The sequence below is a fragment of the Phytohabitans sp. LZ39 genome (assembly GCF_059359075.1).
The window spans coordinates 718,604-741,763 of the sequence record NZ_JCADBM010000001.1 but is presented as its reverse complement, the minus strand read 5'-3'; the positions used below and the strand labels follow the sequence as shown (position 1 = coordinate 741,763).

27 protein-coding genes are annotated in these 23,160 nt (G+C 71.7%); 7 read left to right on the top strand and 20 right to left on the bottom strand.

Annotated features, from left to right (window positions below):
* Positions 1 to 167: 167 nt before the first annotated feature.
* From AC5L36_RS03435 to AC5L36_RS03385, 11 genes are all read right to left on the bottom strand, one after another.
* A complete protein-coding gene (locus AC5L36_RS03435) occupies positions 168 to 995 on the bottom strand; it encodes an EI24 domain-containing protein (protein ID WP_441220228.1) in 828 nt (275 codons plus the stop codon).
* 9 nt (positions 996 to 1,004) lie between these two features.
* The gene (locus AC5L36_RS03430) at positions 1,005 to 1,388 is read right to left on the bottom strand and encodes a hypothetical protein (RefSeq protein ID WP_441220190.1); all 384 of its coding nucleotides are present in this window, start codon (positions 1,386 to 1,388) and stop codon (positions 1,005 to 1,007) included.
* A gap of 29 nt (positions 1,389 to 1,417) precedes the next feature.
* Entirely contained in the window at positions 1,418 to 2,155 is a 738-nt protein-coding gene (locus tag AC5L36_RS03425) for an alanyl-tRNA editing protein (RefSeq protein WP_441220189.1), read from the bottom strand.
* 9 nt (positions 2,156 to 2,164) lie between these two features.
* On the bottom strand, positions 2,165 to 3,052 hold the full coding sequence (locus AC5L36_RS03420; protein ID WP_441220188.1) for an alpha/beta fold hydrolase: 888 nt from the start codon (positions 3,050 to 3,052) through the stop codon (positions 2,165 to 2,167).
* Positions 3,049 to 3,363, bottom strand: coding sequence for a DUF2516 family protein (locus tag AC5L36_RS03415; RefSeq protein ID WP_441220187.1), 315 nt, complete (start codon positions 3,361 to 3,363; stop codon positions 3,049 to 3,051). Before AC5L36_RS03415 ends, AC5L36_RS03420 begins: the two co-directional genes overlap by 4 nt.
* A gap of 68 nt (positions 3,364 to 3,431) precedes the next feature.
* Positions 3,432 to 3,947: a hypothetical protein gene (locus tag AC5L36_RS03410; protein WP_441220186.1), complete on the bottom strand. Its 516-nt coding sequence runs from the start codon at positions 3,945 to 3,947 to the stop codon at positions 3,432 to 3,434.
* On the bottom strand, positions 3,944 to 4,447 hold the full coding sequence (locus AC5L36_RS03405; protein ID WP_441220185.1) for a helix-turn-helix domain-containing protein: 504 nt from the start codon (positions 4,445 to 4,447) through the stop codon (positions 3,944 to 3,946). Before AC5L36_RS03405 ends, AC5L36_RS03410 begins: the two co-directional genes overlap by 4 nt.
* 60 nt (positions 4,448 to 4,507) lie before the next feature.
* Entirely contained in the window at positions 4,508 to 5,446 is a 939-nt protein-coding gene (locus tag AC5L36_RS03400; protein ID WP_441220184.1) for an asparaginase, read from the bottom strand.
* The gene (locus tag AC5L36_RS03395; protein ID WP_441220183.1) at positions 5,443 to 6,285 is read right to left on the bottom strand and encodes a beta-keto acid cleavage family enzyme; all 843 of its coding nucleotides are present in this window, start codon (positions 6,283 to 6,285) and stop codon (positions 5,443 to 5,445) included. Before AC5L36_RS03395 ends, AC5L36_RS03400 begins: the two co-directional genes overlap by 4 nt.
* A gap of 4 nt (positions 6,286 to 6,289) precedes the next feature.
* Positions 6,290 to 7,348, bottom strand: a complete 1,059-nt coding sequence (gene ygfZ, locus AC5L36_RS03390; protein WP_441220182.1) for a CAF17-like 4Fe-4S cluster assembly/insertion protein YgfZ — start codon at positions 7,346 to 7,348, stop codon at positions 6,290 to 6,292.
* The gene (locus tag AC5L36_RS03385) at positions 7,345 to 7,767 is read right to left on the bottom strand and encodes a Fur family transcriptional regulator (protein ID WP_441220181.1); all 423 of its coding nucleotides are present in this window, start codon (positions 7,765 to 7,767) and stop codon (positions 7,345 to 7,347) included. The genes ygfZ and AC5L36_RS03385 overlap by 4 nt, the downstream gene beginning before the upstream one ends.
* Before the next feature lie 17 nt (positions 7,768 to 7,784).
* On the opposite strand from AC5L36_RS03385, the gene AC5L36_RS03380 reads away from it, so the two are divergent.
* Positions 7,785 to 8,543 carry an aminotransferase class IV gene (locus AC5L36_RS03380; RefSeq protein WP_441220180.1) on the top strand — a complete coding sequence of 253 codons (759 nt, stop codon included), beginning with the start codon at positions 7,785 to 7,787 and terminating at the stop codon, positions 8,541 to 8,543.
* A gap of 13 nt (positions 8,544 to 8,556) precedes the next feature.
* Here AC5L36_RS03380 and AC5L36_RS03375 read toward each other — a convergent pair whose 3' ends face one another.
* Entirely contained in the window at positions 8,557 to 9,150 is a 594-nt protein-coding gene (locus tag AC5L36_RS03375; protein WP_441220227.1) for a heme-binding beta-barrel domain-containing protein, read from the bottom strand.
* Positions 9,144 to 9,248 carry a small membrane protein MtfM gene (gene mtfM, locus AC5L36_RS03370; RefSeq protein WP_269476287.1) on the bottom strand — a complete coding sequence of 35 codons (105 nt, stop codon included), beginning with the start codon at positions 9,246 to 9,248 and terminating at the stop codon, positions 9,144 to 9,146. The genes AC5L36_RS03375 and mtfM overlap by 7 nt, the downstream gene beginning before the upstream one ends.
* Before the next feature lie 25 nt (positions 9,249 to 9,273).
* On the opposite strand from mtfM, the gene AC5L36_RS03365 reads away from it, so the two are divergent.
* A complete protein-coding gene (locus AC5L36_RS03365; protein WP_441220179.1) occupies positions 9,274 to 9,636 on the top strand; it encodes a DsrE family protein in 363 nt (120 codons plus the stop codon).
* On the opposite strand, the gene AC5L36_RS03360 is transcribed toward AC5L36_RS03365, so the two are convergent.
* Together AC5L36_RS03360 and AC5L36_RS03355 are read right to left on the bottom strand one after the other, a co-directional pair.
* Positions 9,633 to 10,505, bottom strand: a complete 873-nt coding sequence (locus AC5L36_RS03360) for a hypothetical protein (protein ID WP_441220178.1) — start codon at positions 10,503 to 10,505, stop codon at positions 9,633 to 9,635. The genes AC5L36_RS03365 and AC5L36_RS03360 overlap by 4 nt on opposite strands.
* Before the next feature lie 58 nt (positions 10,506 to 10,563).
* Complete coding sequence (locus tag AC5L36_RS03355) at positions 10,564 to 11,049, bottom strand: winged helix-turn-helix domain-containing protein (RefSeq protein WP_441220177.1); 486 nt, start codon at positions 11,047 to 11,049, stop codon at positions 10,564 to 10,566.
* A gap of 190 nt (positions 11,050 to 11,239) precedes the next feature.
* Here AC5L36_RS03355 and AC5L36_RS03350 point away from each other — a divergent pair, with 190 nt between their 5' ends.
* From AC5L36_RS03350 to AC5L36_RS03340, 3 genes are all read left to right on the top strand, one after another.
* Positions 11,240 to 15,586: a S8 family serine peptidase gene (locus tag AC5L36_RS03350; RefSeq protein WP_441220176.1), complete on the top strand. Its 4,347-nt coding sequence runs from the start codon at positions 11,240 to 11,242 to the stop codon at positions 15,584 to 15,586.
* A gap of 89 nt (positions 15,587 to 15,675) precedes the next feature.
* Positions 15,676 to 16,524 (top strand): inositol monophosphatase family protein, encoded by an 849-nt coding sequence (locus AC5L36_RS03345; RefSeq protein WP_441220175.1) that lies wholly within the window; start codon positions 15,676 to 15,678, stop codon positions 16,522 to 16,524.
* Complete coding sequence (locus tag AC5L36_RS03340) at positions 16,503 to 17,789, top strand: hypothetical protein (RefSeq protein WP_441220174.1); 1,287 nt, start codon at positions 16,503 to 16,505, stop codon at positions 17,787 to 17,789. Before AC5L36_RS03345 ends, AC5L36_RS03340 begins: the two co-directional genes overlap by 22 nt.
* 91 nt (positions 17,790 to 17,880) lie before the next feature.
* Here AC5L36_RS03340 and AC5L36_RS03335 read toward each other — a convergent pair whose 3' ends face one another.
* The 5 genes from AC5L36_RS03335 to AC5L36_RS03315 all read right to left on the bottom strand — a co-directional run bounded on the left by AC5L36_RS03335 (position 17,881) and on the right by AC5L36_RS03315 (position 21,109).
* The gene (locus tag AC5L36_RS03335) at positions 17,881 to 18,213 is read right to left on the bottom strand and encodes a DUF1416 domain-containing protein (RefSeq protein WP_441220173.1); all 333 of its coding nucleotides are present in this window, start codon (positions 18,211 to 18,213) and stop codon (positions 17,881 to 17,883) included.
* A gap of 2 nt (positions 18,214 to 18,215) precedes the next feature.
* A complete protein-coding gene (locus AC5L36_RS03330) occupies positions 18,216 to 19,064 on the bottom strand; it encodes a sulfurtransferase (RefSeq protein ID WP_441220172.1) in 849 nt (282 codons plus the stop codon).
* Between the two features lie 158 nt (positions 19,065 to 19,222).
* Positions 19,223 to 19,300, bottom strand: a complete 78-nt coding sequence (locus AC5L36_RS03325) for an Ms5788A family Cys-rich leader peptide (RefSeq protein WP_334619740.1) — start codon at positions 19,298 to 19,300, stop codon at positions 19,223 to 19,225.
* A 67-nt stretch (positions 19,301 to 19,367) separates the two neighbouring features.
* Entirely contained in the window at positions 19,368 to 20,156 is a 789-nt protein-coding gene (locus tag AC5L36_RS03320; protein ID WP_441220171.1) for an LmeA family phospholipid-binding protein, read from the bottom strand.
* Between the two features lie 41 nt (positions 20,157 to 20,197).
* A complete protein-coding gene (locus tag AC5L36_RS03315; protein ID WP_441220170.1) occupies positions 20,198 to 21,109 on the bottom strand; it encodes a hypothetical protein in 912 nt (303 codons plus the stop codon).
* 259 nt (positions 21,110 to 21,368) lie between these two features.
* On the opposite strand from AC5L36_RS03315, the gene AC5L36_RS03310 reads away from it, so the two are divergent.
* Together AC5L36_RS03310 and AC5L36_RS03305 are read left to right on the top strand one after the other, a co-directional pair.
* Entirely contained in the window at positions 21,369 to 22,082 is a 714-nt protein-coding gene (locus AC5L36_RS03310; protein ID WP_173057698.1) for a winged helix-turn-helix transcriptional regulator, read from the top strand.
* Between the two features lie 174 nt (positions 22,083 to 22,256).
* Positions 22,257 to 23,156, top strand: coding sequence for a polysaccharide deacetylase family protein (locus AC5L36_RS03305; protein WP_441220226.1), 900 nt, complete (start codon positions 22,257 to 22,259; stop codon positions 23,154 to 23,156).
* The last annotated feature ends 4 nt before the right edge of the window (positions 23,157 to 23,160 follow it).

Here is a 23,160-nt window from a genome sequence, read left to right as displayed (position 1 = left end):
GGGTGTCTCCTATGGGTGAGCAGAGCAAATGCGAACGGCGCCACTACCTGCGCCCTCCCACCCACGGCCGTGACTTGCGCGCGAAGCGAGGCGCGTCCGCGTGACCAGCGGCGGACGGGTGAGGCCGCGGGAGCAGCGGTCTGGACCACGGCGGACATCGCGGTAGCTCAGATCTGGGAATTGGATCCTGACGGCGCGCTAGGAGTCGATGGGGCGGGGGCGTCGATCGGTAGGCCGAGCACCTTGCGGGCGAGCAGCGTGCCGCCCGCCACCGCGGCCGGCATGATGAGCACCGCGCCGAGCGGGATCAGGAAGCAGCAGAACACGCTCACCCCGAAGCCCAGCGCCAGTGGGCGGTGGCCGGCGAGGACGCGGCGGCGGTCCGGCAGGCGCAGGCCTCGGCGGAAGAACGCCACGCCGACAAGTTCGAGCGCGAGGAACCAGCCGCCGATCAGGGCGCCGATCACCGGGATCACCGTCTGGCCGACGAGCGGCAGCAGGCCCAGGAAGAAGAGCGGGATGCCGATCAGGAGGGAGAGGGCGATCAGCCGTATCGAGTCCCACAGGCTGCGCCGCAGGGAGCGCCACCAGGGCACCTCGACCTCGCCCGGGACGCCGCCGAACCGTGCCTCGATCTTCTCGGAGATCTTCTCGTAGAACGGGTCGCCGATGAGCAGCGTGACCGCGGTGAAGGTCAGCACGCCGATGAGTCCGCCGAGCCCGAGGATGCCGATCGCGGCGAGAAACTGCACGGCGTCGCGCAGCCCCTCGGACCAGTCGTCGGCAAACCAGGTGAACAGCTCCGCGAGGTCGGAGACGAAGTAGATCAGCGTCACGAACGCGGCGATGAACAGCAGCCCCGAGATGAGGGCCGGGATGATGCCGAGGATGACCAGGCGGGGGTTCCGGGTGTACATGCCGATGCCCCGGCCGAGCAGCCCGACGCCCGCGAAGAACTCACCAACCACGCCGGGAGCGTAGAACACCCGGCCCAGAACCGCCCGTCAGGCGCTGGGCGACGGGTCGGCGCTGACCGGTGGGGTGGACGGCGGCGGCGTGGGCTCGGCGGTCGCCTCGGGAGCGGTGGTCGGGCTCGGCGTGGGCACCGGCTCGGCGGTGGACGTTGCCGACGGCACCGGCGTGCCGGGCGCGGACGGCGAGGCCGACACCGACTGGCTCGCGCCCACCGGCAGCGAGGCCGGTCCCCTCCCCGGCCAGCCGCGGGCGGGTGCCGAGGCGCCGGGCGGCGCGGTGCCGAGGTTGCCCGCCCCTTCAGGCCTGGACGCCGGCGGCGGCCCGTCGGTGGCGAGGTGCCACCCCACCCAGACGGCAAGCGGCAGCCCTAGCACCACGATTGCCGCGAAAACCACCTTCGGCGTCTTGTCCACACCTTTTCACCGCGCAAGCGGTGAAAAGGTTACGCACCAAGCCGGATCCTCACTCGGCGGTTGGCTTTGCCCTTGCTCTCGACCTTGACGACCTGGACCTTGCCGATCTGGGCCGTCGCCGCCACGTGGGTGCCGCCGTCGGCCTGGACGTCCAGGCCGGTGATGTCGACGATCCGCACCTCTTGCTCGTCTGGCGGGATGAGGTTGGTCTGGGTGCGCACGATGTCGGGGATCGCGAGCGCCTCGGCGCGCGGCAGGACCCGCACCTCGATCGCGCGGTCGGCCACGACCTCGGCGTTGACGAGGTCTTCGAGCGAGGTCTTGAAGTCGGGCGGCACCTGCGGGAGGTTGAAGTCCATCCGGGCCTCGCCGGGCTCCATGTTGCCGCCGGTCACCAGCGCGCCGAAGTCGCGGAAGACCACGCCGCACAGCACGTGCAGGCCGCTGTGGGTGCGCATCAGGAGGCTGCGCCGTTCGTCTTCGAGCGCGCCGGTGACGGCCGTGCCGGGCGGTGGGAGCGGGTCGCCCTCGGCGGGCAGGAGGTAGAGGTCGTCGCCCTTGCGGGTGCCCACGATGCGGGTCTGCACCCCCTGCCAGAGCAGCACCCCGTGGTCTGGCGGCTGCCCGCCACCGCCCGGGTAGAAGGCCGAGCGGTCGAGCACGATGCCCTGCTCCGGGTCGGCGGCGAGCACCGTGCACTCCCACTCGCGCAGGGTCGGGTCGGCCAGGTCGAGCCGCTGGGTGCGGCCGTGGTGCGTGACGCCCATGATCCGGTCCTAGTCGTTCAAGAAGGCTGATATCCGATCGCGCAGGTCGGCCCGCTCGGTCCAGAGGATGCCGGGCCGGTCGTAGATGTGCAGCTCGGCGCTTGGCAGCGCGGCGGCCAGCCGCTCCGCGACCACCGCGGGGTGGAGGTCGTCGCCGATGCTGCCGATGACGAGCGCGCGGGCCGGCACGGCGGAGAGGGCGGCGCGGTCGGCGACCGCGGCCTGGCCGGCGAGACCGGCCAGCTCGGGCGCCAGGCCGTCGCGCATCAGCTGGTCGATGCGCTGCCGCAGATACGCCCAGCCGGCGGGTGTGTTGCGCACCGCCGGCGGGATCTCGGCCGAGACGGCGTCCGCCACGGCGGACACATCACCGGACTGCACCGCGTCGACGAGCGCCGCCAGCCGGTCACGCGCCGCCGTGGTCCTTGGCTCGTCGAGTACGGCCGGGAGGAAGAACACCACCCGCTCGAAGCGCTCCGGGCTCTCCGCCAGCAGCTGGCACAGCGCACCGGCGCCCAGGCTGGCGCCCACCGCGCGGGTGGCACCGGAGAGGTCGGCGATGGCTCGCAGGTCGCGGGCCAGGTCGGCATAGGTGATCGGTCCGGTCGGCGGATCCGACCGCCCGTGCCCGCGAAACTGGAAGAAGACCTTGCGCCCGGTGACCGCGCTGCCGAGGGGTCGGGTGGCCGAGATGCCGGTGGCGAACCCGTGCGCGAACACGGTGGCCGGGTCGCCCGAACCCGATACGAGGCGCTCCAGCCGCACGCCGTGTGGTGTGGTGACCAGCTCGGTCGCCGGCTCGGGCAGTGCCGGCCGGCCGGTGCGTGGCGCCGAGGGCCCCGGTCCGTACGTCCGCGGGCCGCCGTCGGGCGGCGGTGGCCAGCGGAAGTCTCTCACCAGAAGCCCTTGCCGTCCGTCAGGTCGCGCAGGCCGACGCGCACGTCGAGCAGGTAGACGGAGGCGGCGGCGATGCCGATCAGGCCGAAGATGTTGACCGCGCTGAAGAAGAAGAGCGTCAGCAGGAGCGAGACGCCGAGGATGGCCAGCCAGGCACCTTTCGGAATGGTGCCGATAGCCGGAAAAGCGTCGGACCGCTGCGTGAGGCAGTGCACGAGCGCCACGCCCTCGATCACCAGGGCGAAGATGAGCAACGCCATGTCGATGACGTACCGAACGTCGAGGTAGAACAGCGGCGCGGAGATGGCCATGTGTGAAAGCTTAGCCGTGGGCGCCGGCCGGGCCATGCCCTGCCGGCGCCCGTCGCCGTGGCGGTCGGTTACTTCTCCGCGGGGGTGGTGCGCTTGGCGGCCTTGGTGGCCTTCTTGGCGACCGGCTTCGTCTCGGTCTCGCTGGCCGGAGCGGCGGTCACCTCGGCCGGCGGCTCGGTGGCCTCGATGTCCGAGTTGACCGCGTCGGCCGTACGCACCACACCGGTGCCGACCACGCGCTCGCCGTGCGCCACGAGCTGACCGTAGAACGCGAACGCGCGCTCCTGGGCGGCCTGGGCGCCGGCCACGAGGGCGGCGGCGTTGCGACGGGCCGCCGCGCGCAGGCGCTCGGCGTCGAAGTCGGTCGTCGCGGCCCGGTCACGCAGGCTGGTCGCCGTGGTGTTGGCGGCCCGCAGCGTGGCGACGGCCTTGGCGCGCAGGTCGATGGTGCCGGCGGCGGCCTTGCCGCTCAGCTCGTTGACCACGGCCGGCAGCTTGCGCAGCTGCTGGTAGGCCAGGTCACCGGCGCCGGCGGCGGCGTAGAGCGGGGTGGGGATACGGGTCGAATTGTTCTGCTCGGTCATTGGTTCTCCTCCTCGGCCGCGGGTGCGACCGTCTTCTTGACCGCCTTCTTCACGGTCTTCTTCGCGGGCTGGGGGGTGGTGGTCTGCGAATCCGCCTCGTCCGGGTCGACGGAATCGGCGTCGGTGGCCGGGGCCTCCGCGGCGATGCGGGCGTTTTCCCGGCGGAACGTCTCGTAGATCTGGCTCAGCGACTGCTTTTGGGAAACCGTCAGGTCCGGGTCGGCCGCGATCGCGGCGAGCACGCCCTGCCCCTCTTTGGCGTCCAGCGCGTCGAGCAGCCCGGCCCGTAGGTACATCACCGGGGTCGAGACGCGCAGCGCGCTGGCCAGCTGCTGGAGCACCTCGGCGCTCGGCTTGCGCAGGCCGCGCTCGACCTGGCTCAGGTACGGATTGCTGACCCCGGCCTGGTCGGCCAGCTGCCGCAGCGAAATCTTGGCATTGCGCCGCAGGTCACGGATGAACCCGCCGATGTCGCGGGGCAGATCCTTCGGGGTGGCCATGCACTCGACCGTACGCCGGGGCGCTTGCTCTTGCAAGCAAACTGCTAACTGTGGGCTAACTCACCAGACGGCTTGGACGGCCCCCACGATCTCGCCGCCGCCTAGAATCGGCACTTCAGCCAGCTCTGACGCGTCCACTCCCAGCCTTCGCAGCGCCGAGACGACCACCGGCATACGCGCCCGCATCTGGCCGTCTTCGATCTTCAGGGCCACCGCACCCACGTCCGGGACCGCGACGGCCATCACGCCCTCGGCGCCGCCCTTCGACAGCAGCCCCGGCACGGCCCGCATGATCAGCGTGTCTTCGGCACCCGAACCGGCGACCACCTCGGGGTAGGCCCGCATCGCGTCGGCGACGGTGCGCTCGACCGAGCCGGGCGCACCCGACACCAGGCGCAGGAACGCCGAGGCGAGCCCGGCCAGCGACGCCGCGAGCACCGGCGCTCCGCACCCGTCGACGCCAACCGCCGCGGCCGGCTCGCCGGTGAACTCCTCCACCGCCGCCCGCAGCCGTACCTGGAGCGGGTGTTCGGGCAGCCAGTACTCCTCCAGCGACCAGCCGGACGCAAGGCAGGTGAGGAGCATGCCGGCGTGCTTGCCGGAGCAGTTCATCTGCACGCGGGAGGGCCCGCCGCCGGCCCGCAGCACCGCCTCGGCGGTCGCCTTGTGGAGCGGCAGGTCGGGCGGGCAGCGCAGCGCGCTCTCGTCAAGCCCAGCGCTGCGCAGCAGGGCACGTACCCGGGCCACGTGATGGTCTTCGCCGAAGTGGCTGGCGCAGACCAGCGCGAGATCGGCCGGGTCGACCAGGCGCAGCCCGGAGCGGAGCATGCCGATGGCCTGGAGCGGCTTGTTGGACGAGCGCGGAAACATCGGCGACTTCACGTCACCGGCCGAGTCGATCACCGCGCCGCTCGCGTCGAGCACCACCACCGAGCCGCGGTGCAGACCCTCCACGAATCCAGATCGGACGACCTCGGCCAGCGGGACCCCGCCGGTCATGGTGCCTCCGGCGCGGGCACGCCGAGGAGGGCGCGAGCCTGCGTGGGGGTCAGCGGCGGGCGCTGTGCCAGCTGGGCGAACCCGACCGCGCGGGCCACGAGCTGCATGTTGGACTCGACGGGGCTGCCCTTCGCGTACGTGATCGTGTCTTCCATGCCGACCCGCAGGTGCCCGCCGGCGGACAGCGACGCCAGCATGACGGGGATCGTCGAGCGCCCGATGCCGGTGGCGGAGAACGTCGTGCCCTCGGGCAGGTCGCGCATCGCCTGCCGGCACGCGACGAGCGCCTCGGTCGTGCCGGGCATCCCGCCGGGCACGCCCATCACCAGGTCGACGTGCACGTGCTCGCCGGCCGGCAGCCCGTGCTTGTCGAGCAGCCGCTGGAGCGCGGTGAGGTGGCCGAGGTCGAAGATCTCGTACTCCGGCACGATGCCCCGCTCGCGCATGCGGGTGTGCAGCTCGACGACGAACTCCCAGCGGTTCATGAAGACGTCGTCGCCGAAGTTGACGGTGCCCATCGTGCACGAGGCCATGTCCGGGCCGGCGTCGAGCACGGCGAGCCGGTCGGCCTCCGGGTCGGTCACGGCACCGCCCGACGACAGCTGCACGATCAGGTCGGTGGCGCCACGCAGCGCCGCGACGGTGGCCCGCAGCCGCCCGAGGTCGAGCGTCGGGCGCGCCTCGTCGTCGCGGATGTGCACGTGGATCACGCTGGCGCCGAGCGCCTCGCACTCTTTGGCCGTGACGACAAGCTCTTCCGGCGTCACCGGCAGGGCCGGCACGTCCGCCTTCGACGACTCCGCGCCGGTGGGCGCGACCGTGATCAACGTACCCGTCATCCGGTCAGCCTAAATCTATCGCGGCGACCGACTCACCGATCCGCAGGACAGCGTCGTCGGGCAGGTTTCGCTTTAACACCGCGAGGGCGACCATGCCCAGCTCGTAGTGGCGCAGCGCGGTGCCGACAAAACCGACAGCGCGCCCCTCCTCGCTGGTCACTGCCGTGCCCGGCGCCGGCGGCAGGTCGGTGGCCACGCCGTCGAGATGGAGGAGTACGAGCCGGCGCGGCGGCCGCCCCAGGTTGTGCACCCGGGCGACCGTCTCCTGTCCCCGGTAGCAGCCCTTGTCGAGGTGTACCGCGGGCGCGATCAGGTCGATCTCCGCCGGGATCGTGCGGTGGTCGGTCTCCAGGCCCAGCCGGGGTACCCGGGCCGCGACGCGCATCGCCTCGTAGGCCCACAGCCCGGCGAGCGGGACGCCCAGCCGCTCGACGACGTCGCCGACCGACTCGCGCGGCACGAGCAGGTCGATGCCCAGGTGGCCACGGCGGGCGAGCCCACCCTCCGGCAGGACTTTCACGTCGTACACCGTCGTGGGTGTCGCCGGCACGGAGCCGGCGGCGAACTTGGCGCCTGGCACCGCGCGGACCTCCGGCTCCTTGAGGTCGGGGACGACCTCGGCGGCGCGCGGGCCGACGAGCGTGAGCACGGCCAGCTCGCCGGTGGCGTCGCGCGGCTCGACCCGGGTGAGGAAGCGCATCTTCTCCAGGAACGTGAGCAGCTCGGCCGCCGCGCCCGGCTCGGTGTCGAGCCAGGTGGTGGTGCCGTCTTCGGCGACCTGGGCGTGGTGCTCGACGTGCCCGTGTGGGGAGAGCACGAGCAGCTCGGTGCCCTGGCCGGCCCGGAGGTCGGCGAGGTGCTGGGTGGTGATGCTGTGCAGCCAGCTGGCCCGCTCCGGGCCGGGCACGGCCACCACGCCCCGGTGCGAACGGTCGACCAGGCCCACGTCAGTGGCGAGCGTGCGCTGCTCCCGCATCGGGTCGCCGTAGTGCGCCGCCACACCGGCGTCTCGCGACTCCGGCTCCAGCGCCTCGACAGCCACCGCACCGTCCCGGTCGATCATTTCGCTCCCCCACATTCCTCGCAGGTGCCGAACAGCGCCACGTGACCGATGTCGAGCTGGAACCCGCGCTCCTTGGCCAGCCCGCCGGCCAGCGGCGCGAGCACCTCCGGCTCGATCTCGCTCACCGCACCGCAGCCCCGGCACACCAGGTGGGCATGCTGGTCCTCACCCACCGGGTGGTACGTCGGTGACCCGTGCGACAGGTGCGTATGGGTAACCAGCCCGAGGTCCTCGAGTAATTCCAAGGTGCGGTAGATGGTGGTGATATTCACGCCGGCGGCCACCCCGCGCACCGCCGTGTGCAGCTGCTCGGGCGTGGCGTGGCCCAGCTCGTGTACGGCCTCCAGCACCAGCTGCCGCTGGGCGGTCAGCCGCAGTCCACGGGCCCGCAGGATATCCGGGAGGGACGTTTCCGACACCGCCCGATAATAGTTCGGTGCGGGCTTCGATCGTCGCGGTGCTTGGTCGGGGGGTGGTGCCCACCGGCACCCCGGTCATGCGCGCCGACGACCCAGGGGTGCTCGGCGAGGGGCTCTTCGAGACGATGCTCGTCCGCGACGGGCGCCCGTGGCTGCTCGACGAGCACCTGGCCCGCCTCGCCGCCGTGGCACCCTCGCTCGGGCTCGCGGTGCCCACGAGCCTGAGCGACTTCGTGCTGGACGCGTGCGCCGAGTGGCCGGCCGACGTCGAAGGCGCGCTCCGGCTCGTGTGCACGCCGATGACCGCGTTCTGCACGATCGCGCCGGTGCCGCCCCGCGTGCTCTCGCTGCGGGTGCGCACGCTGCCGGCGGCGTCCGGGCTGCCGGTCAAGTCGCTGTCGTACGGCCCGAGCCTCGCCGCCCGCCGCTGGGCCGCGTCGCACGGGGTGGATGATGCGCTGTGGGTCTCCCCGGACGGATACGCGCTGGAGGGCCCGACCGCCAGCCTCGTGTGGCTGGACGGCGACGCCCTGTGCACGGTGCCGCCGTCGGCCGGCGTCCTCCCGGGGGTGACCGCCGCGTGGCTGCTCGCTCAGGCCGCGTCGCAGGGCTGGCGCCCCGAACACCGGATGATCAAGCCGGCCGAGCTGCTCACGGTCGACGGCGTGTGGCTGGCCTCGTCGGTACGCGGCCTCGCGGAGGTGTGCGCTCTCGACGGTAACGACCTGCCGGGGTCCACCCACACCGAACGCCTCCGCGCGCTTCTCGGCTCCTGACTGCGGGTTGGTGCTAGCCGCCCACGCGGATGAGGCGGGCGGACAGGTGTGGGGAGAGGCCGTGGCCGACGGCGGCCATGTCCTGGGCGTAGAGCAGCGCGCCCTCGACGATGCCGTAGAGCCGGTGGCCGGCCGTGACCTCCTTGGCCGTCGACGTACGCAGCACCGCGTCGGTCGCCATCTCCAGCTGGGTGCCGTTGACCCGGCCCAGGTACAGCTCCATGATCCCGGTGGGGTTGGTGAGCAGGGCCTCGACCTCGTCGGTCGCGCGGCCGTCCTGCATCACCGGGCGCAGCCAGCCGACCTCGCGCATCGCCGGGCGCACCGGCTGGCTCTGCCCGTCGAGGATCCACGCCCGTGACTCGTAGTGCAGGAACGGCCGGCCGTCGTGGCTGATCCGGATCTCCTGCGCGTAGTCGAAGTCTTCGATCGTGGGGAAGCCGCCCTTGCCGCGCCCGCGCCACTCCCCGATGTACGGCAGCAGGGCCAGCAGCGCGTGGTGGAGGTCGGGCCCCTTGCGAAGGTCGTACGTGTCTTCGAACGGGTAGGGGTCGACCGGCGGCGCGTTGAGCCAGGGCGGGGGTCCGAGCGGGTTGTCAGTCACCAGCGTCCTCTTGATATGCGCACGGCCAGATAGACCAGGCCACCGGCGAGCAGGCCAAAGCCCGCGACCAGCAGGCTGACGAACCCGATCTCGGTAACCATGACCGAGCAATCTTATGCTTTCCGCATGGCTCGTTCCCTCGTCGTCAAGGTAACCGCAGGGTCGGACGCGCCGGAGCGGTGCGCCCAGGCCTTTACGGTGGCCGCTACCGCCGTGGCCAGCGGCGTCGACGTGTCGCTGTGGCTGACCGGCGAGTCGGCGTGGTTCGCGCTGCCCGGGCGCGCCGCGGAGTTCTCGCTGCCACACTCGGCACCGCTGCCGGATCTGCTCGACGCCGTGCTGGCCGGCGGCCGGGTCACGCTGTGCACCCAGTGCGCCGCCCGCCGCGAGATCACCGAGGCCGACCTGCTCAAGGGTGTACGGATCGCCGGCGCCGCCGTGTTCGTGGAGGAAGCGCTGGCCGACGGCGCACAGGCGCTGGTGTATTAGCAGGGCGTGGTGAGCGTGGCGTCGAGCGCGCTGTCCTCGCCGGCGACGACAGCGACCATCGCCTCGTCGCTGCGGTAGGCGTACCGCTCGGCCGTGTCCACGAGGGCGGGGCCGGCCTGGGCCGAGCCGAAGAGCGGCACCAGCACGTCGCGCAGCGGCTTGCCGGCGCCGGTGCGGGAGCCGGCCGCGGCGACGGTGCGGACCGTGCCGCCGGCCGGGCAGGGCGCTTCGGCCACGGTGACCTCGTCGAGCGTGCCGCCCAGCGCCACCAGCATCCGGTCGGCGATGCGGCGGTCTTCGTCGCCGGGTGCCGGCGCCTGCGCGCCGAGCGACGCGGTCGGGCGGCAGCCGGTGCCGACGGTGAGGATCACGACGCCGGGAGCGGTGGCGCCGCCCCGCACCGAGACGAACTCGCCCGCGTCCGCGCGCAGCGTGTCGTGCTCCTTGCCGTGGTGGACCCCCGCTTGGTACGAGCGCGGGAGCCGCTCCGCGATCCGGTCGAGCAGGGCCGGCGCGTCGGTCTCGCCGGTGTAGACGGTGACGTCCCGCTCCAGCGTCTCCCCCGAGCGGAACGGGGTGATGCGGCAGCCGCCCGTCACCTCGTACCCGGAGATGGAGAGCACCGCGTCGGAGCCGGCGGCGACGGCCAGCTCGCCCACCGCGCGGTCGACGAGCGGTCTCGCCTCGCCGATGGTCCGCTGGTCGCGAACGGTCGGCGGGTCGTTTCGCACCGAGACGTAGGCCAGAACGCCGAGCGCCGCCGCCCAGGCCACCACGATCCCCACCAGCCAGCGCCCGCGGCGGCGCGGCGGGGTGCGCGGGGCGGGGCGGCTCCGTCCAGACGCCGCCGCGCCAACTCGCTCGCTCACCCGGTCATGGTGCCAGGCGGCGGCCAGCCGGCGGCTGCGGGGCCGAAGGCGGGCGGTCTCAGACGGCGGCCAGCCGGTAGCCCACCCCGCGGACCGTCTCCACCGACGGGCCGTCCGGGGCGGCACGCAGCTTGCGGCGCAGTCGCTTTACCGCCGAGTGGAGGATCGAGGTGTCGCCCAGGTAGGCGCCGCCCCACACGGTGTCGAACAGCCGCTCGTACGTCCACACGCCCACCGGCGGGCTGGCCAGCCGGGCCAGCAGCTCCCGCTCGAGCCGGGTCAGCGCCAGCGGCTTTTCCCGCCAGGTGACCAGATGGCCGGTGGTGTCGACGACGAGCTCGCCGAAACGCACCGGACCGTTGGTTGGCACGCCCGCCGGCAACGTGACCGCCGGAACCCCGGCCGGAAAGAGCATCGCCCGCAGCTCGGAAAGATCGGCGCAGAGCACGACCGCCCCGCAGTCGTCCAGCCGCCGCACCACCCGCTCCCGGACCGCGACGTCCGACGACACGCAGACGACGAACGGCACCTCTCCGCTGGCCACCGCATCCCCTCCCCAGGCCCACAGTGTCGCGTGAAGGACAGCCAACGCCGCAGAATTGACGAAGTCAACTGGATGTCGCCGAAACGTCGCAATCCGCAGGCAATTAAGGGCCAGTTGACAGGCTTCTGACCGACAACTGCCCGCCGGAATCCATTGATCACCGCCACTGCGCCGCAACAGCATGGCTGCAATGCGAGCACGGGGAGGGGCCATGTCGCGGTTACTGGTGCTGGGCTTGGTGACGACGCTGGCGGTGACATCGGGACCGGCGGTCGCGACCGCGGCGGCGCCCGGTGCGGAGGTCAGCAAGGAGGTCGTCGCCACCCTGGAGGCGAAAGGCACGGCCAGCTTCATGGTCTACCTCCGCGAAAAGGCCGACCTCGGCCCCATCGCCAAGCAACGCGGGTCGACCAAGGCCACGCAGGTGTACGGGAAGCTGACCGGCACCGCCGAGCGCACCCAGAGCGGCATCCGGGACCTGCTCGACTCCCGCAAGGCCGGCTACCGCCCGTTCTGGATCGCGAACGCGCTCCGGGTCACCGCCGACCGCTCCACATTGGACGCGCTCGCCGCGCGCGGTGAGGTGGAGCGGATCGAGCCGGTACGCGTACTCCCGCTGCTGGCACCCACCCGGGCGGCCGAGCCGATCGCACCGGCGGCGACCGAGTGGAACGTCGGCGCGGTCGGCGCGCCACGGGTGTGGAGCGAGTACGGCGTGCGCGGCGAGGGCATCGTCGTGGCGACCATCGACGGCGGCGCGCAGTTCGACCACCCGGCGCTGGTCAACCAGTACCGCGGCAACCTCGGCAACGGCTCCTTCGACCACAACTACAACTGGTACGACCCGGCCGAGGTGTGCGCCAACCCGCTCGTGCCGTGCGACGACGATGACGGCCACGGCACGCACGTGGCGGGCACCGCGGTCGGTGACGACGGCGGCGCCAACCAGATCGGCGTGGCGCCCGGCGCCAAGTGGATCGCCGCCAAGGGCTGCGACCCGCGCGGCTGCCCGACCGACGCGCTGCTGGCCGCCGGCGAGTGGGTGCTCGCGCCGACCGACCTCAACGGCGCCAACCCGCGTCCCGACCTGCACGCCGACGTGGTCAACAACTCGTGGGGCGGCGAGCAGGACGACCCGTTCTTCAACCAGATCCTCGCCGCCTGGACCGCGGCCGGCATTTTCCCCTCGTTCGCGATCGGCAACGACGGCCCGGCCTGCGGCACCGCCAACTCGCCCGGCGACGAGCCGCTCGCCTACGGGGTTGGCGGCCACGACGTCGACAACGCGATCTACACCAGCTCCGGCCGCGGTGCGTCCGCTGTGGACGGTGGAATCAAGCCGGACATCAGCGCGCCCGCGGTCAACGTGCGCTCCAGCCTGCCGGGCGGCCAGTACGGCGCGTTCAACGGCACCTCGATGGCGGCGCCGCACGTGACCGGCACGGTCGCGCTCATCTGGTCGGCCGCGCCGAGCCTGCGTGGCGACGTGGCCGCCACCCGCGACCTGCTCGACCGCACCGCGATCGACGTCGACTCGACAGGGTGCGGCGGCACCGCGGCGAACAACAACAACTTCGGCGAGGGCCGGCTCGACGCGTACCAGGCGGTCACCGCCGCGCCCCGCGGCGCGGTCGGGCGGATCGCCGGGCTGGTGACCACCGGCGGCGCGCCGCTGGCCGGCGCCACCGTGAGCGCCGCCGGGCGCAGCACCACCACCGGCCCGGACGGGCGCTACGCGCTGACCGTGGCGGCCGGCGAGCAGGAGGTCACCGCCTCGAAGTACGGCTACCAGGCGCAGACCGCCACCGTGACCGTGCCCGAGGGCGGCGCCGCGGCGCATGACTTCGCCCTCGTCACCGCACCGCTGGTCACCGTGAGCGGGCGGGTCACCGACGGGTCCGGCCACGGCTGGCCGCTCGCCGCCACCGTCGAGGTGGCCGGGCGACCGGGCGGTCCGGTGCGGACCGACCCGGTGACCGGGCGCTACTCGCTCGAGGTCCCGGGCGGTGCCACGTACCGGTTCACGGTCACCACGCGGTACACCGGATATCGCGTCGTGACCCGGGACGTGGCGGTCGGCGACGCGGACCAGACCGTCGACTTCGCCGTGATCGTCGAACCGGGCTGCACAGCGGCCGGCTACGCGCCGGTGCTCCGGGATCCGATCCTCAGCGAGTCCTTCGACGGCACCACCGCGCCGCCGGGCTGGTCCGTCGTCAACCGCACGGCGAGCGGCGGGTGGGTCTTCCAGGACGTGCGCAACCGCGGCAACCTGACCGGCGGCTCAGGCGGCTTCGCCATCGTCGACAGCGACGCGCTCGGCAGCGGCAACAGCCAGGACACCGACCTCGTCACACCGCCGCTGGACTTCTCCGCGATCGCCTCGCCGTTCCTGCGGTTCAACAGCGACTGGCGCGCGGTCGAGACCACCGACTCCGCCGACATCGACGTCTCCAGCGACGGCGGGGCGACCTGGACGAACGTGTGGCACCAGACCGCCAACCGCCGCGGGCCCCGCGTCGAGGAGGTGCCGCTCTACCCGGCCGGCGGCTTCGCGAACGTGCTCGTGCGGTTCCGCTTCCGCGGCACGTTCGCCTGGTGGTGGGAGGTGGACAACGTCCAGGTCCACAACCGCGCCTGCACGCCGATCCCGGGGGGCCTGGTGGTCGGCGACGCCACCGACGGCAACACCGGCGCGCCACTGCCCGGTGTCAAGGTGTCCAGTGTGGACGCTCCGGGCGACGCCGGCACCTCCGCCGCGGACGGCTTCTACTGGCTCTTCTCCTCGCTGGCCGGCGCGCAGCAGTTCACCGCCACCAAGTCGGATTACCAGAACCAGACGAAGCTCGTGCAGGTCGTCGCGGACTCCGCGACCAGGGCCGACTTCGCGCTCGCCGCGGGGCGCCTCGCGCTGTCGGCCACCTCCATCGAGGCGACCCAGGGGTACGGCAGCACGCGCAACGCCAACGTGCGGATCACCAACACCGGCAACGCACCGGCCACTGTGGACCTTCTGGAGATGGGCGGCGGCTTCGACCTCTTCGGGCGGCAGGGCGCCCCGCTCGCCGAACGGACGGTGCCCGGCGGCGCCCGGCGGGAGCGCGTGAGCGACGGCAAGGTGCCGCTCGGCGACGGCACGATGCGGGCGGCCCCGCTGGTCGAGGACGCCTGGAACACGGTGGCCGGCTACCCGGTCGACGTCTTCGACAACTCCGCCGCCGTGCTGGACGGCAAGGTGTACTCGGTCGGCGGCGGCGCACCCGGCACCGAGCGCCTCGCCTTCCGGTACGACCCGGCCGCGAACACCTGGACCCGCCTGCCCGACCTGCCGGTGGCCCGCAGCAGTCCCGCCGTGGCCGCGGTGGGCGGCAAGGTCTACGTGCTCGGCGGCTGGGAGGGCCCGGGCGAACCGGTCACCTCGGTCGACGTCTTCGATCCGGCCGTCGGCGTGTGGCGCACCGTGCCCGGCGCGGTAAACCCGGCACCCCGTGCCGCGCAGGCCGTCGCCGTGGCGGGCGGCCGCGTGTACCTGGTCGGCGGCTGCGTCGACGGCAACTGCACCGACTCCGCCGACCTGGTGGTGTTCAACCCGGCCACCGGCACGTTCGCGACCCGGCAGCCCTATCCGCACCTGTCGTCGTACATGTCCTGCGGCGGCATCCGCGGCAAGATCTACTGCGCCGGCGGCTCGACCAGCCAGGCACACCGCGACGCGCACGTGTACGACCCGGCCACCAACGCCTGGACCCGCCTGCCGGACATGCCGTTCGCCCTCTGGGGTTCGCAGTACTCCGCGGCGAGCGGGACACTCGTCATCGCCGGCGGCATCATCAACGGGCTGACCACGATCACCAACCGGGTCGTCGCGTTCGACCCCGCGGCCAACGCCTGGCGGGAGCTGCCCAACACCCGCTTCAGCCGGTACCGGGGCGCGGGCGCCTGCGGCGTGTACGCCATCGGCGGCGCACCGACACCCTTCGTCGGCTCCTCGGAGACCGAACACCTCCGCGGCCTCGACCTCTGCGACGAGCTCGGCGACGTGCCGTGGCTGACAGCCGAGCCGACGGCATTCACGCTCGCGCCGGGCGCCTCCCGCATGGTCCGCGTGTCACTGACGGCCACAGCCGCCGCCGGGATCGCACAGCCCGGCACGTACACGGCACGGCTGGGCATCCGCTCGGACACGCCGTACCAGGTGCCGCAGATCCCAGTCCGCACGACGGTGACGCCGCCGGCGAGCTGGGGCAAGGTCCAGGGCACCGTCCTCGGCACGACGTGCGGCGGCAACCAGGTCGGCGTACCCGTGACGATCCGCGTCAACCCGGTCGCCGACCCGTCCGCCGGCTACACGGTCCTGGCCGACTCGTCCGGCCACTACGCGTACTGGGTGCCACAGGGGCGGTACGACGTGGTGGTCGCGAAGGACGGCTGGCTGCCGGAGAGCCAACGCGTCCGCGTCCAGGCCGGCTTCACCCAGACCGCCGACTTCGCCCTCGCCCCGTCCGAACCCTGCCCACCCCCACCCAGCGGCCACTGACCTCATCCGATCGGGCGCTCGCCGGCTGGCTTGGCGAGCGCCCTGGGCATGGGACACTTCCGGGTGGCTCATGTCAGAGAGGGCTCGCGATGGAACTCGGCAGTTTGTGGGACACCCTCGAAGTCGATCTCCTCGAAGCCTTCCGCCATTACCGAGCACGCCTAGACACCCTCGATGTAGGCAAAAAGCCGGACGACACACTGCTCACCGAGGCCGACGTCGCGGTCGAAAAACTGATCGTCCAGCGAATTCGCGAGGTTGATCGCAATGCCGTTGTCGTCGCCGAGGAGGACAAACGGACGACCATACGCGGCGATGTGCTCGCGTCGCCCGAGCTGATCTGGGTCATCGATCCGATCGACGGCACGGCAGAGTTCGTCCGACACGATCGAGTCGAATTTTGCTCGGTTGTGTGCCTTCTCCGCGACCGTAAGCCTGTCGCGGCCTTTGTATTCGCGCCCGAACTGGGCAAGGGCCGGCAGCCGATCACCGTCACGACCGATGTCGCCACACCGGCCATATCGGTCAACCGTGTTCCGGCCGGACCTCGTACTGATCACCGGAAGTCGGCGTCGGTGACACGCAGCTCCGGGGTTACCCCTCGACCGTTCGAAGAGCCGATGCTCCAAGCGGGCTACCGACTCAAGACAAGGACCACCTCGCAAACCCTCGACATGGTCCGCACCGCCGTGGACCTCACTGAGGTGACCGACGGGCAGTTGTTTCCTTTCGACGTCTTTCACCGCAGACGCCAGAAGGTGTGGGACGGGTTGGCGGGCCTGTGCATGGGAGCGGCCGCCGGACTGTTGGCGGTGGACGCCAAAGGGCACAATCGAACTCCGGTGGACATCGAAACACTCAGTCAACCCGAGCCGACCTTCGATGCGACCACCATGGGGACGCCCGAGGAGGTCCGGTGGTTCCTGGGGATCACGTAACTCATCCGCTGAGTGGGAGCAGCGTCCTCGTCGACGTAACCTCACTCATCGGCGCCGAGGAATACATCGTGTCCCAAAACAGGCGGACACGGCCGCAGGATCCATTCGCTCGCCAATGCTTCGTCGAGATCGTGCAATCGCTCATATTCGTGCCGCAGGTCCACGTCGTTCACCCCACGCTGCCGGCGCCCACACCCGACGATTTCGGGGAGCAGCCGCAGCTTCTACGCGAGTTGATCCAGGCCGATCTCGTAAGCCCACTCGTCCTTCAGCCCGATGGGTGGGCGAGCGCCACCACCGCTCAAGCGCGGGCTCTGGACGACCTGACGACGACTCTCGGCACGACGAGCGTCATTCAGTTCGTCGACCAGGCTCTCGCCTGCGACAGCGCTCGCCCAGGCCGCGATTCGTTGTCTGCGAGGCTGGTCGATTGGGCTCGCTTCCAGCAAGCCAACGTGCGGGTGACCGGGCACCACAACGTCCGTATCGACAGCCACGACGGCATCGAGTCGGACGAGTTCGGCGACTGGGCCCGCTCGGCCGCGGTCGTGCTGCACCGCGCGCTGGCGCCGGTAGCGCCACCTGGTGAGGGCAAGTACCTGATGGCCACTCTGGCGCGGGGCCTCAAGTACCAGGCACGTGCGGACGCGGCGGCGATGTGCTACCAGCCGCATCCGATGCGACGGGACTTCCTGCTGACCTTCGACCTCAACCGGCAAGGTGCCGAAGACGTCCTCGTCCTGGACGTCATCAAGACCATTCGCGGCATTCCTGGTTCCATCGCCGAAGCCGCCGGTCACGCCGCGGCGCTCCGGCTGCGGCTGATGGAGTTCGAGCTGCCCCTGCTTGGCGGCCGGCTCTGGTCGGACGCGGAGACGGGCAAGGTGACCGACGGCGCGTGGATTCGTCACGTCGCCGACCGGATCAAGCGGTACCGAGCGGAGGCAACCGATCTCCGGGAAGCCATCGCCGCATGCGTCACCGACGAGGACCACCTGCTCCTGGCCCGCGACATCGAGGCGGTGCGGACCCGGCTGCTGGAGACGCTCGGCATTCGCCGCGCCGAGCCGTCACCTCTCGAACGCGACCTCGTGGAGGGGGTGGCGTCGGTCACGCAGACCGCTACCGGCCTGCCGATCGTAAGCGCGCTCTACTTCGGATCCCGAGGCATCGGACGAAGCGTCGTTCGGCGGCTCCGAAGCCGGCCCTTCCAGCAGTTTCTCTACCGGGAGTTCATCCGTGCCTGGAAGCTGTCCGGGTCCTGACGGCGGCGGTCGTGAGTCTGGGCGCTGCCACGAGTGCCAACCGAAAGAGCGGCCCGCACCGGGGTGCGGGCCGCTCTGCTGTCGACGGGGGTCAGGCGACCGTGACGCCGACCTGGTTGATGCCCTGGCTGGCGGTCACCGTGGCGTCGCCGTTGCCGTGGCGGGACAGGGCGCGCAGGGTCCAGGTGCCCGGTGCCGCGAAGAAGCGGAACAGGCCCTCCGGCGAGGTGACGACCTCGGCGGTGAACTCGCCGGTCGAGTCGAGCAGGCGCACGTAGGCACCGGCCACCGCCTCGCCCGAGTCGGCGAGGACGGTGCCCGTGATCACGGTCTCCTTCTCCAGGTCGACGCTGGCCGGGAGTGGAGCCGACTGGTCGGGCGCCGCGCAGCCGGCGGCGGTGTTGGCGGAGGTAACGGCAGTCATCGTCACGCCTTCCCCGGCTCGTCGCCGAGCGCGACCGGCACGCCCACGAGCGAGCCGTACTCGGTCCACGAACCGTCGTAGTTCTTTACGTCCTGGTGGCCGAGCAGCTCCTTCAGCACGAACCAGGTGTGCGAGGAGCGCTCGCCGATGCGGCAGTACGCGATGGTGGCCTTGCCGTCGTCGAGCCCGGCCTCGCCGTAGATCTGGCGCAGGTCGTCGTCGGACTTGAAGGTGCCGTCTTCGTTGGCGGCCTTGCTCCACGGCACGCTGAGTGCGGTCGGGATGTGGCCGGCCCGCTGCGCCTGCTCCTGCGGCAGATGGGCGGGGGCGAGGAGGCGACCGGCGTACTCGTCGGGAGAGCGGACGTCGACGAGGTTCTTCGTGCCGATCGCGGAGACCACCTCGTCGCGGAAGGCGCGGATGGAGACGTCGGGCTCCTGCGCCGTGTACTGGGTGGCGGGGCGGCTCACCGGGTCTTTGGTGAGCGTGCGGGCGTCGAGCTCCCACTTCTTGCGGCCGCCGTCGAGCAGCTTGACGTCGCGGTGGCCGTAGAGCTTGAAGTACCAGTACGCGTAGGCCGCGAACCAGTTGTTGTTGCCGCCGTACAGGATCACGGTGTCGTCGTTGCCGATGCCGCGCTCGGACAGCAGCGCCTCGAACTGCTGCTTGTTGACGAAGTCTCGGCGCACCGGGTCTTGCAGGTCGGTCTTCCAGTCGAGCTTGATGGCGCCCGGGATGTGGCCCGCGTCATACGCGGCCGTGTCTTCGTCGACCTCGACGAAGACCACACCGGCTGCTTCCAGGTTCTTTTCGGCCCAGTCGGCTGATACGAGTGCAGTGTCGCGACTCATCGAATGAACTCCTCTTGAGGATTGATTCGAGGTCGGCGCGCGGGCGCTCAATCTTCGCCGTAGCGCGCGACCCATGGGTTGGGACGGATCACGGGTACGTGCGACGGCGCCACTGCCGGGCGTAATGGATCAGAGGGTACGCAGAACCGGCCCCGCCGTCAGATGACGGGGCGACACAGGCAGGCGGCCACGCGGCACAGGTCGACCGCGCGCCGTTTGGTGAGGAGCGTCCCCATGGGGAGGGAGCTTACCAGCCGTTCTTCGAGTCGTGACAGAACCGACTCACCATCCGGGATGAGGTAGTTACCACTGGTTGAGTGCGACGTTGAGCGCCTGGGCGTCCACGGCGAGCCCATCCGGGCGTGCCTCGACGCCCTTGACGTCCAATTTGAACGGCAGCTCGGGCAGCGCCATGCTGATCGAGATCTGCTGGGCGTACTGGTTGAGGACCGCATCCGCGCCGGGCAGCTGGGGCAGCCCGTCGGCGGTCAGGTCGCGGAACCGGATCTGCACCCGCCCGTTCGTCACGCTCAGCTCGGCGGTGCCGCTGACCGTGACGCGCTGACCCACGACGTCGAGCGGGGCGGTGACGCGAAGCTGGCCGTCGCGCTCGGACAGCCGCAGGCCGGGCTGGTCCATCAGGGCGACGACGCTCGCGTACGCGATGGTGGCGGTGCCGTTGACGGTCTGCGCGACAACGTCGCCCTGGCCGTTGCGGATCGTCTCGAGCGGCGCGGAGACGTCGCGGGCGTCGACGTCGAGCCGAGGCACCCGCACGCCCTCGCCCTCGATGTTGCCCTCCAGGTCGCGGAGGCCGATCGTGATCGACTCGTACTTGCCCGAGAGCACCTGGGTGAGGAACGGGAACCCGCCGACCCCGACGTCCGGCGGAGACGACTTGACGTCCTGCGCGACGAGTTCCTTGGCGATCTCGTCGCTGATCGCGCGCTCGGCCACGCTCGCGGCCACCCGGTCGGCGACGACGAGCAGCCCGCCGAGCACCACCAGCAGCACGATGAAGACGATCAGCAGGCGCCGGCCCCAGCGCCGCCGGGGGCGCGCCGGTGCCGGTTCATAGGTGTACGTCGTCACGGCGGCCGTTATACCCCGCTCTCCTGGATGCGAGTCGTGCCTCAGGTCAGGAACAAGACGCACATGGCGTACGCGGCGGGCGCGGCGAGCGCGAACCCGCCGAGCGGCCCCTGCATGTGCCGGGCGATCCACATGGTCGGCGGCTCGCCGGCCATCTGCCGCCCCGCCTCCGCGTAGCCGACCGCGAGGTCGGCGAGCGCGCCGAGGCTGGCGGCCACAAGACCCGCGATGGCGGCGCTCGTGGGCGTGAAGCCGACCACGTAGCTGCCGATCACGGCGGCGACCAGCGTGCCGGCCATGGCGCCGAAGACCACGCCGGCGGCGCCGCGGGGCACCTGTGGGGCGAGCCGTGGCCAGGCGAGCACCGCGTCGGTAAGCCGCGCCACGATCAGCGACACACCGGTCGCGGTCAGGCACACGAAGATCGTCTGGGTGCCGAGCGGCTCGCGGCCCAGCACGATCAGCGACGCGAACGCCACCACGCCGAGCACGATGAGCAGCGTGGAGCCGAGCGAGTCTTTCGCCCGGGCCCGGTCGACGGCGCGGATCAGCTGGCTCACCACGGCGGCCACGAAGCCACCGATCGACACGTACACGAGTGGGACGACCGTCGCGCTCTGCGGCAACACGGCGCCCATGTCGGCGAGGAGCGCCGCCACCCCGCAGACCCCGGCCACGGCGGGCAGCGCCGGGGGGCGGATGGCCATCGTCCAGGCCAAGATGAAGAGGAGCTGCACCCCGAAGATCACGATCGCGTACGGGACGCGGGCACTGCCCGGGCCGGCCGTCTGCGCACCGAAGACCAGCCCGATGGCCAGCAGCGCGGCGAACCCGGCGATGGCTACCGAGAGGCTCGGCCGGACCGGGACGACCTCGACCTCCTCCACCTCGTCCTCGTCGCCCGCGGCGGTGGCCACGGCGCGCGGGGCGGTGTCGGAGGCGGAGGGGAACACGCCCCCGATACTAGGGCCCTGGCGCGCATCCGGCCGACCGGCGAAACAGAGATCGATGCTGGCCAATCTATGGCCGATCACACAAATGAACGGCCGGACACCGGAGTGTTTACAGCTGACCATCGGTTAAGCTCTTCCGAAGTCAACAGCACCCGCCCGTCAGCGACGCCGGGACCGACACAGAGTCACACCGGTAAGCCGGTCGTCCGGATTACCGCCGGTCACCGCGCGGCCCAGCGCCGCGAGGACGGAGGTCAGAGTGGAAATCCTGTTGCTGGTGACAGCCCGCGCCGGTGAGCCGTCAGCCGTGCTTCCCGCGCTCGACCTGCTCCCTCACTCGGTGCGCACCGCGCCGCGCGACGTGCGCACCCTGGTCTCCGGCCCAAGCCCTGACGCGGTCATGGTCGACGCCCGTTCCGAGCTGGCCGAGGCCCGCGCGACCTGCCGCATGCTCCACGCCACCGGCCTGGGCGTGCCGCTGGTCGCCGTGGTCACCGAGGCTGGCCTGATCGCGCTCAACGCCGACTGGGGCGTCGACGACGTGATCCTGGCCAGCGCCGGTCCCGCCGAGGTCGAGGCCCGCCTCCGCCTGGCGGTCGGTCGCCTCACCAACGCGACCTCCGGCGCCGGCGGCCTGATCCGGGCCGGCGAGCTGAGCATCGACCCGGACACCTACGCGGCCAAGCTCAAGGGCCGCCCGCTCGACTTGACCTACAAGGAGTTCGAGCTGCTGAAGTTCCTGGCCCAGCACCCGGGCCGGGTGTTCACCCGCGACCAGCTGCTGCGCGAGGTCTGGGGCTACGACTACTTCGGCGGCACCCGCACGGTCGACGTGCACGTGCGGCGGCTGCGGGCCAAGCTCGGCTCGGAGTACGAGTCGATGATCGGCACGGTCCGCCAGGTCGGCTACAAGTTCGTCGTGCCGCCGAGCCGCCCGCTGCCCGACAGCGAGCCGGCTCCGCTGCCCGTCTGACACCCGGCTACCCCGAAGCGCCATCCAGCGAAGGCTGGGTGGCGCTTCCTTATATGTAATGCATTTGGGCGTTTTTGGCCTTAAGTTTCTTAAGAGCGATTTATCCTCAAGGTCGTGCCTGTTACCCAGGAGGCCACCGAGGCCGGTGAGACCGACGAGCGCACCGGTACCGCTCTGTCCAACGTGCGCACGGTGGCGATCGTCGCGGGTGTGATAGCCGCGATCGTGGCGAGCGCCTACCTGGTGGGGCACCATCTCGCGCCCGACACCGCCCGGGAGCGCACGGCGCGCACCGTCGCGCCGGCCACCGGCGCGGCCCGACCCGTCGCCGCCGCGCCGAAGCCGCCCATCGCACCGGCCCCGCCGATGGCCGCGCAGCCGATCACCGGGCCCGGCCGCCCGCCGCTGCCCGCCGAGCGGGGCGGTCCGTTCGGCAGCCGCCGCACCACGGGTACGACCGGGGTGGCGCTGACCTTCGACGACGGTCCCGACCCGTCGCAGACCCCGCAGGCGCTCGCGATGCTGCGACGGTACGGCGTGAAGGCGACGTTCTGCCTGGTCGGCGTCAACGTCAGGGCGTTTCCCGGGCTGGTGCGGCAGATCGCCGCCGACGGCCACACCCTGTGCAACCACTCGTGGGAGCACGACGTGCGGCTCGGCGTGCGCACCAGGGCCGGCATCCGCACCGATCTCCTACGCACCAACCAGGCGATCCGCGACGCCGCGCCCGGTGCCCGGGTGTCCTACTACCGCCAGCCCGGCGGTGCGTGGACGGCGTCGATCGTGGCGGTATCCCGCGAGCTGGGCATGACGCCGCTGCACTGGACGGTGGACCCGCAGGACTGGCGCAAGCCCGGCGCGGGCAGCATCGCCAGCACGGTCAACTCCGGCACGACCCGCGGGGCGATCGTCCTGCTGCACGACGCGGGTGGCGACCGCCACGGCACGATCTCGGCGCTCCGCTCGATCCTGCCCAACCTGGGCCGCCGCTTTCAGCTCTGCGCGCTCCCGCCCGGCATCGACCCGCCCCGCATGCACGGCCGGGAGTGGCCGCTCAAGCTCGGCCAGATCTGAACCT

What these genes read in the sequence shown, in the direction of transcription:
- AC5L36_RS03425 (WP_441220189.1), bottom strand. Translation starts at nt 2,155, where the DNA reads ATGGGCGTCACGCACCACGGCCGCACCCAGCGGCTCGACCTGGCCGAC.
- AC5L36_RS03415 (WP_441220187.1), bottom strand. Translation starts at nt 3,363, where the DNA reads ATGGCCATCTCCGCGCCGCTGTTCTACCTCGACGTTCGGTACGTCATC.
- AC5L36_RS03410 (WP_441220186.1), bottom strand. Translation starts at nt 3,947, where the DNA reads ATGACCGAGCAGAACAATTCGACCCGTATCCCCACCCCGCTCTACGCC.
- AC5L36_RS03405 (WP_441220185.1), bottom strand. Translation starts at nt 4,447, where the DNA reads ATGGCCACCCCGAAGGATCTGCCCCGCGACATCGGCGGGTTCATCCGT.
- AC5L36_RS03400 (WP_441220184.1), bottom strand. Translation starts at nt 5,446, where the DNA reads ATGACCGGCGGGGTCCCGCTGGCCGAGGTCGTCCGATCTGGATTCGTG.
- AC5L36_RS03395 (WP_441220183.1), bottom strand. Translation starts at nt 6,285, where the DNA reads ATGACGGGTACGTTGATCACGGTCGCGCCCACCGGCGCGGAGTCGTCG.
- ygfZ (WP_441220182.1), bottom strand. Translation starts at nt 7,348, where the DNA reads ATGATCGACCGGGACGGTGCGGTGGCTGTCGAGGCGCTGGAGCCGGAG.
- mtfM (WP_269476287.1), bottom strand. Translation starts at nt 9,248, where the DNA reads ATGGTTACCGAGATCGGGTTCGTCAGCCTGCTGGTCGCGGGCTTTGGC.
- AC5L36_RS03365 (WP_441220179.1), top strand. Translation starts at nt 9,274, where the DNA reads ATGGCTCGTTCCCTCGTCGTCAAGGTAACCGCAGGGTCGGACGCGCCG.
- AC5L36_RS03350 (WP_441220176.1), top strand. Translation starts at nt 11,240, where the DNA reads ATGCGAGCACGGGGAGGGGCCATGTCGCGGTTACTGGTGCTGGGCTTG.
- AC5L36_RS03345 (WP_441220175.1), top strand. Translation starts at nt 15,676, where the DNA reads ATGGAACTCGGCAGTTTGTGGGACACCCTCGAAGTCGATCTCCTCGAA.
- AC5L36_RS03335 (WP_441220173.1), bottom strand. Translation starts at nt 18,213, where the DNA reads ATGACTGCCGTTACCTCCGCCAACACCGCCGCCGGCTGCGCGGCGCCC.
- AC5L36_RS03330 (WP_441220172.1), bottom strand. Translation starts at nt 19,064, where the DNA reads ATGAGTCGCGACACTGCACTCGTATCAGCCGACTGGGCCGAAAAGAAC.
- AC5L36_RS03325 (WP_334619740.1), bottom strand. Translation starts at nt 19,300, where the DNA reads ATGGGGACGCTCCTCACCAAACGGCGCGCGGTCGACCTGTGCCGCGTG.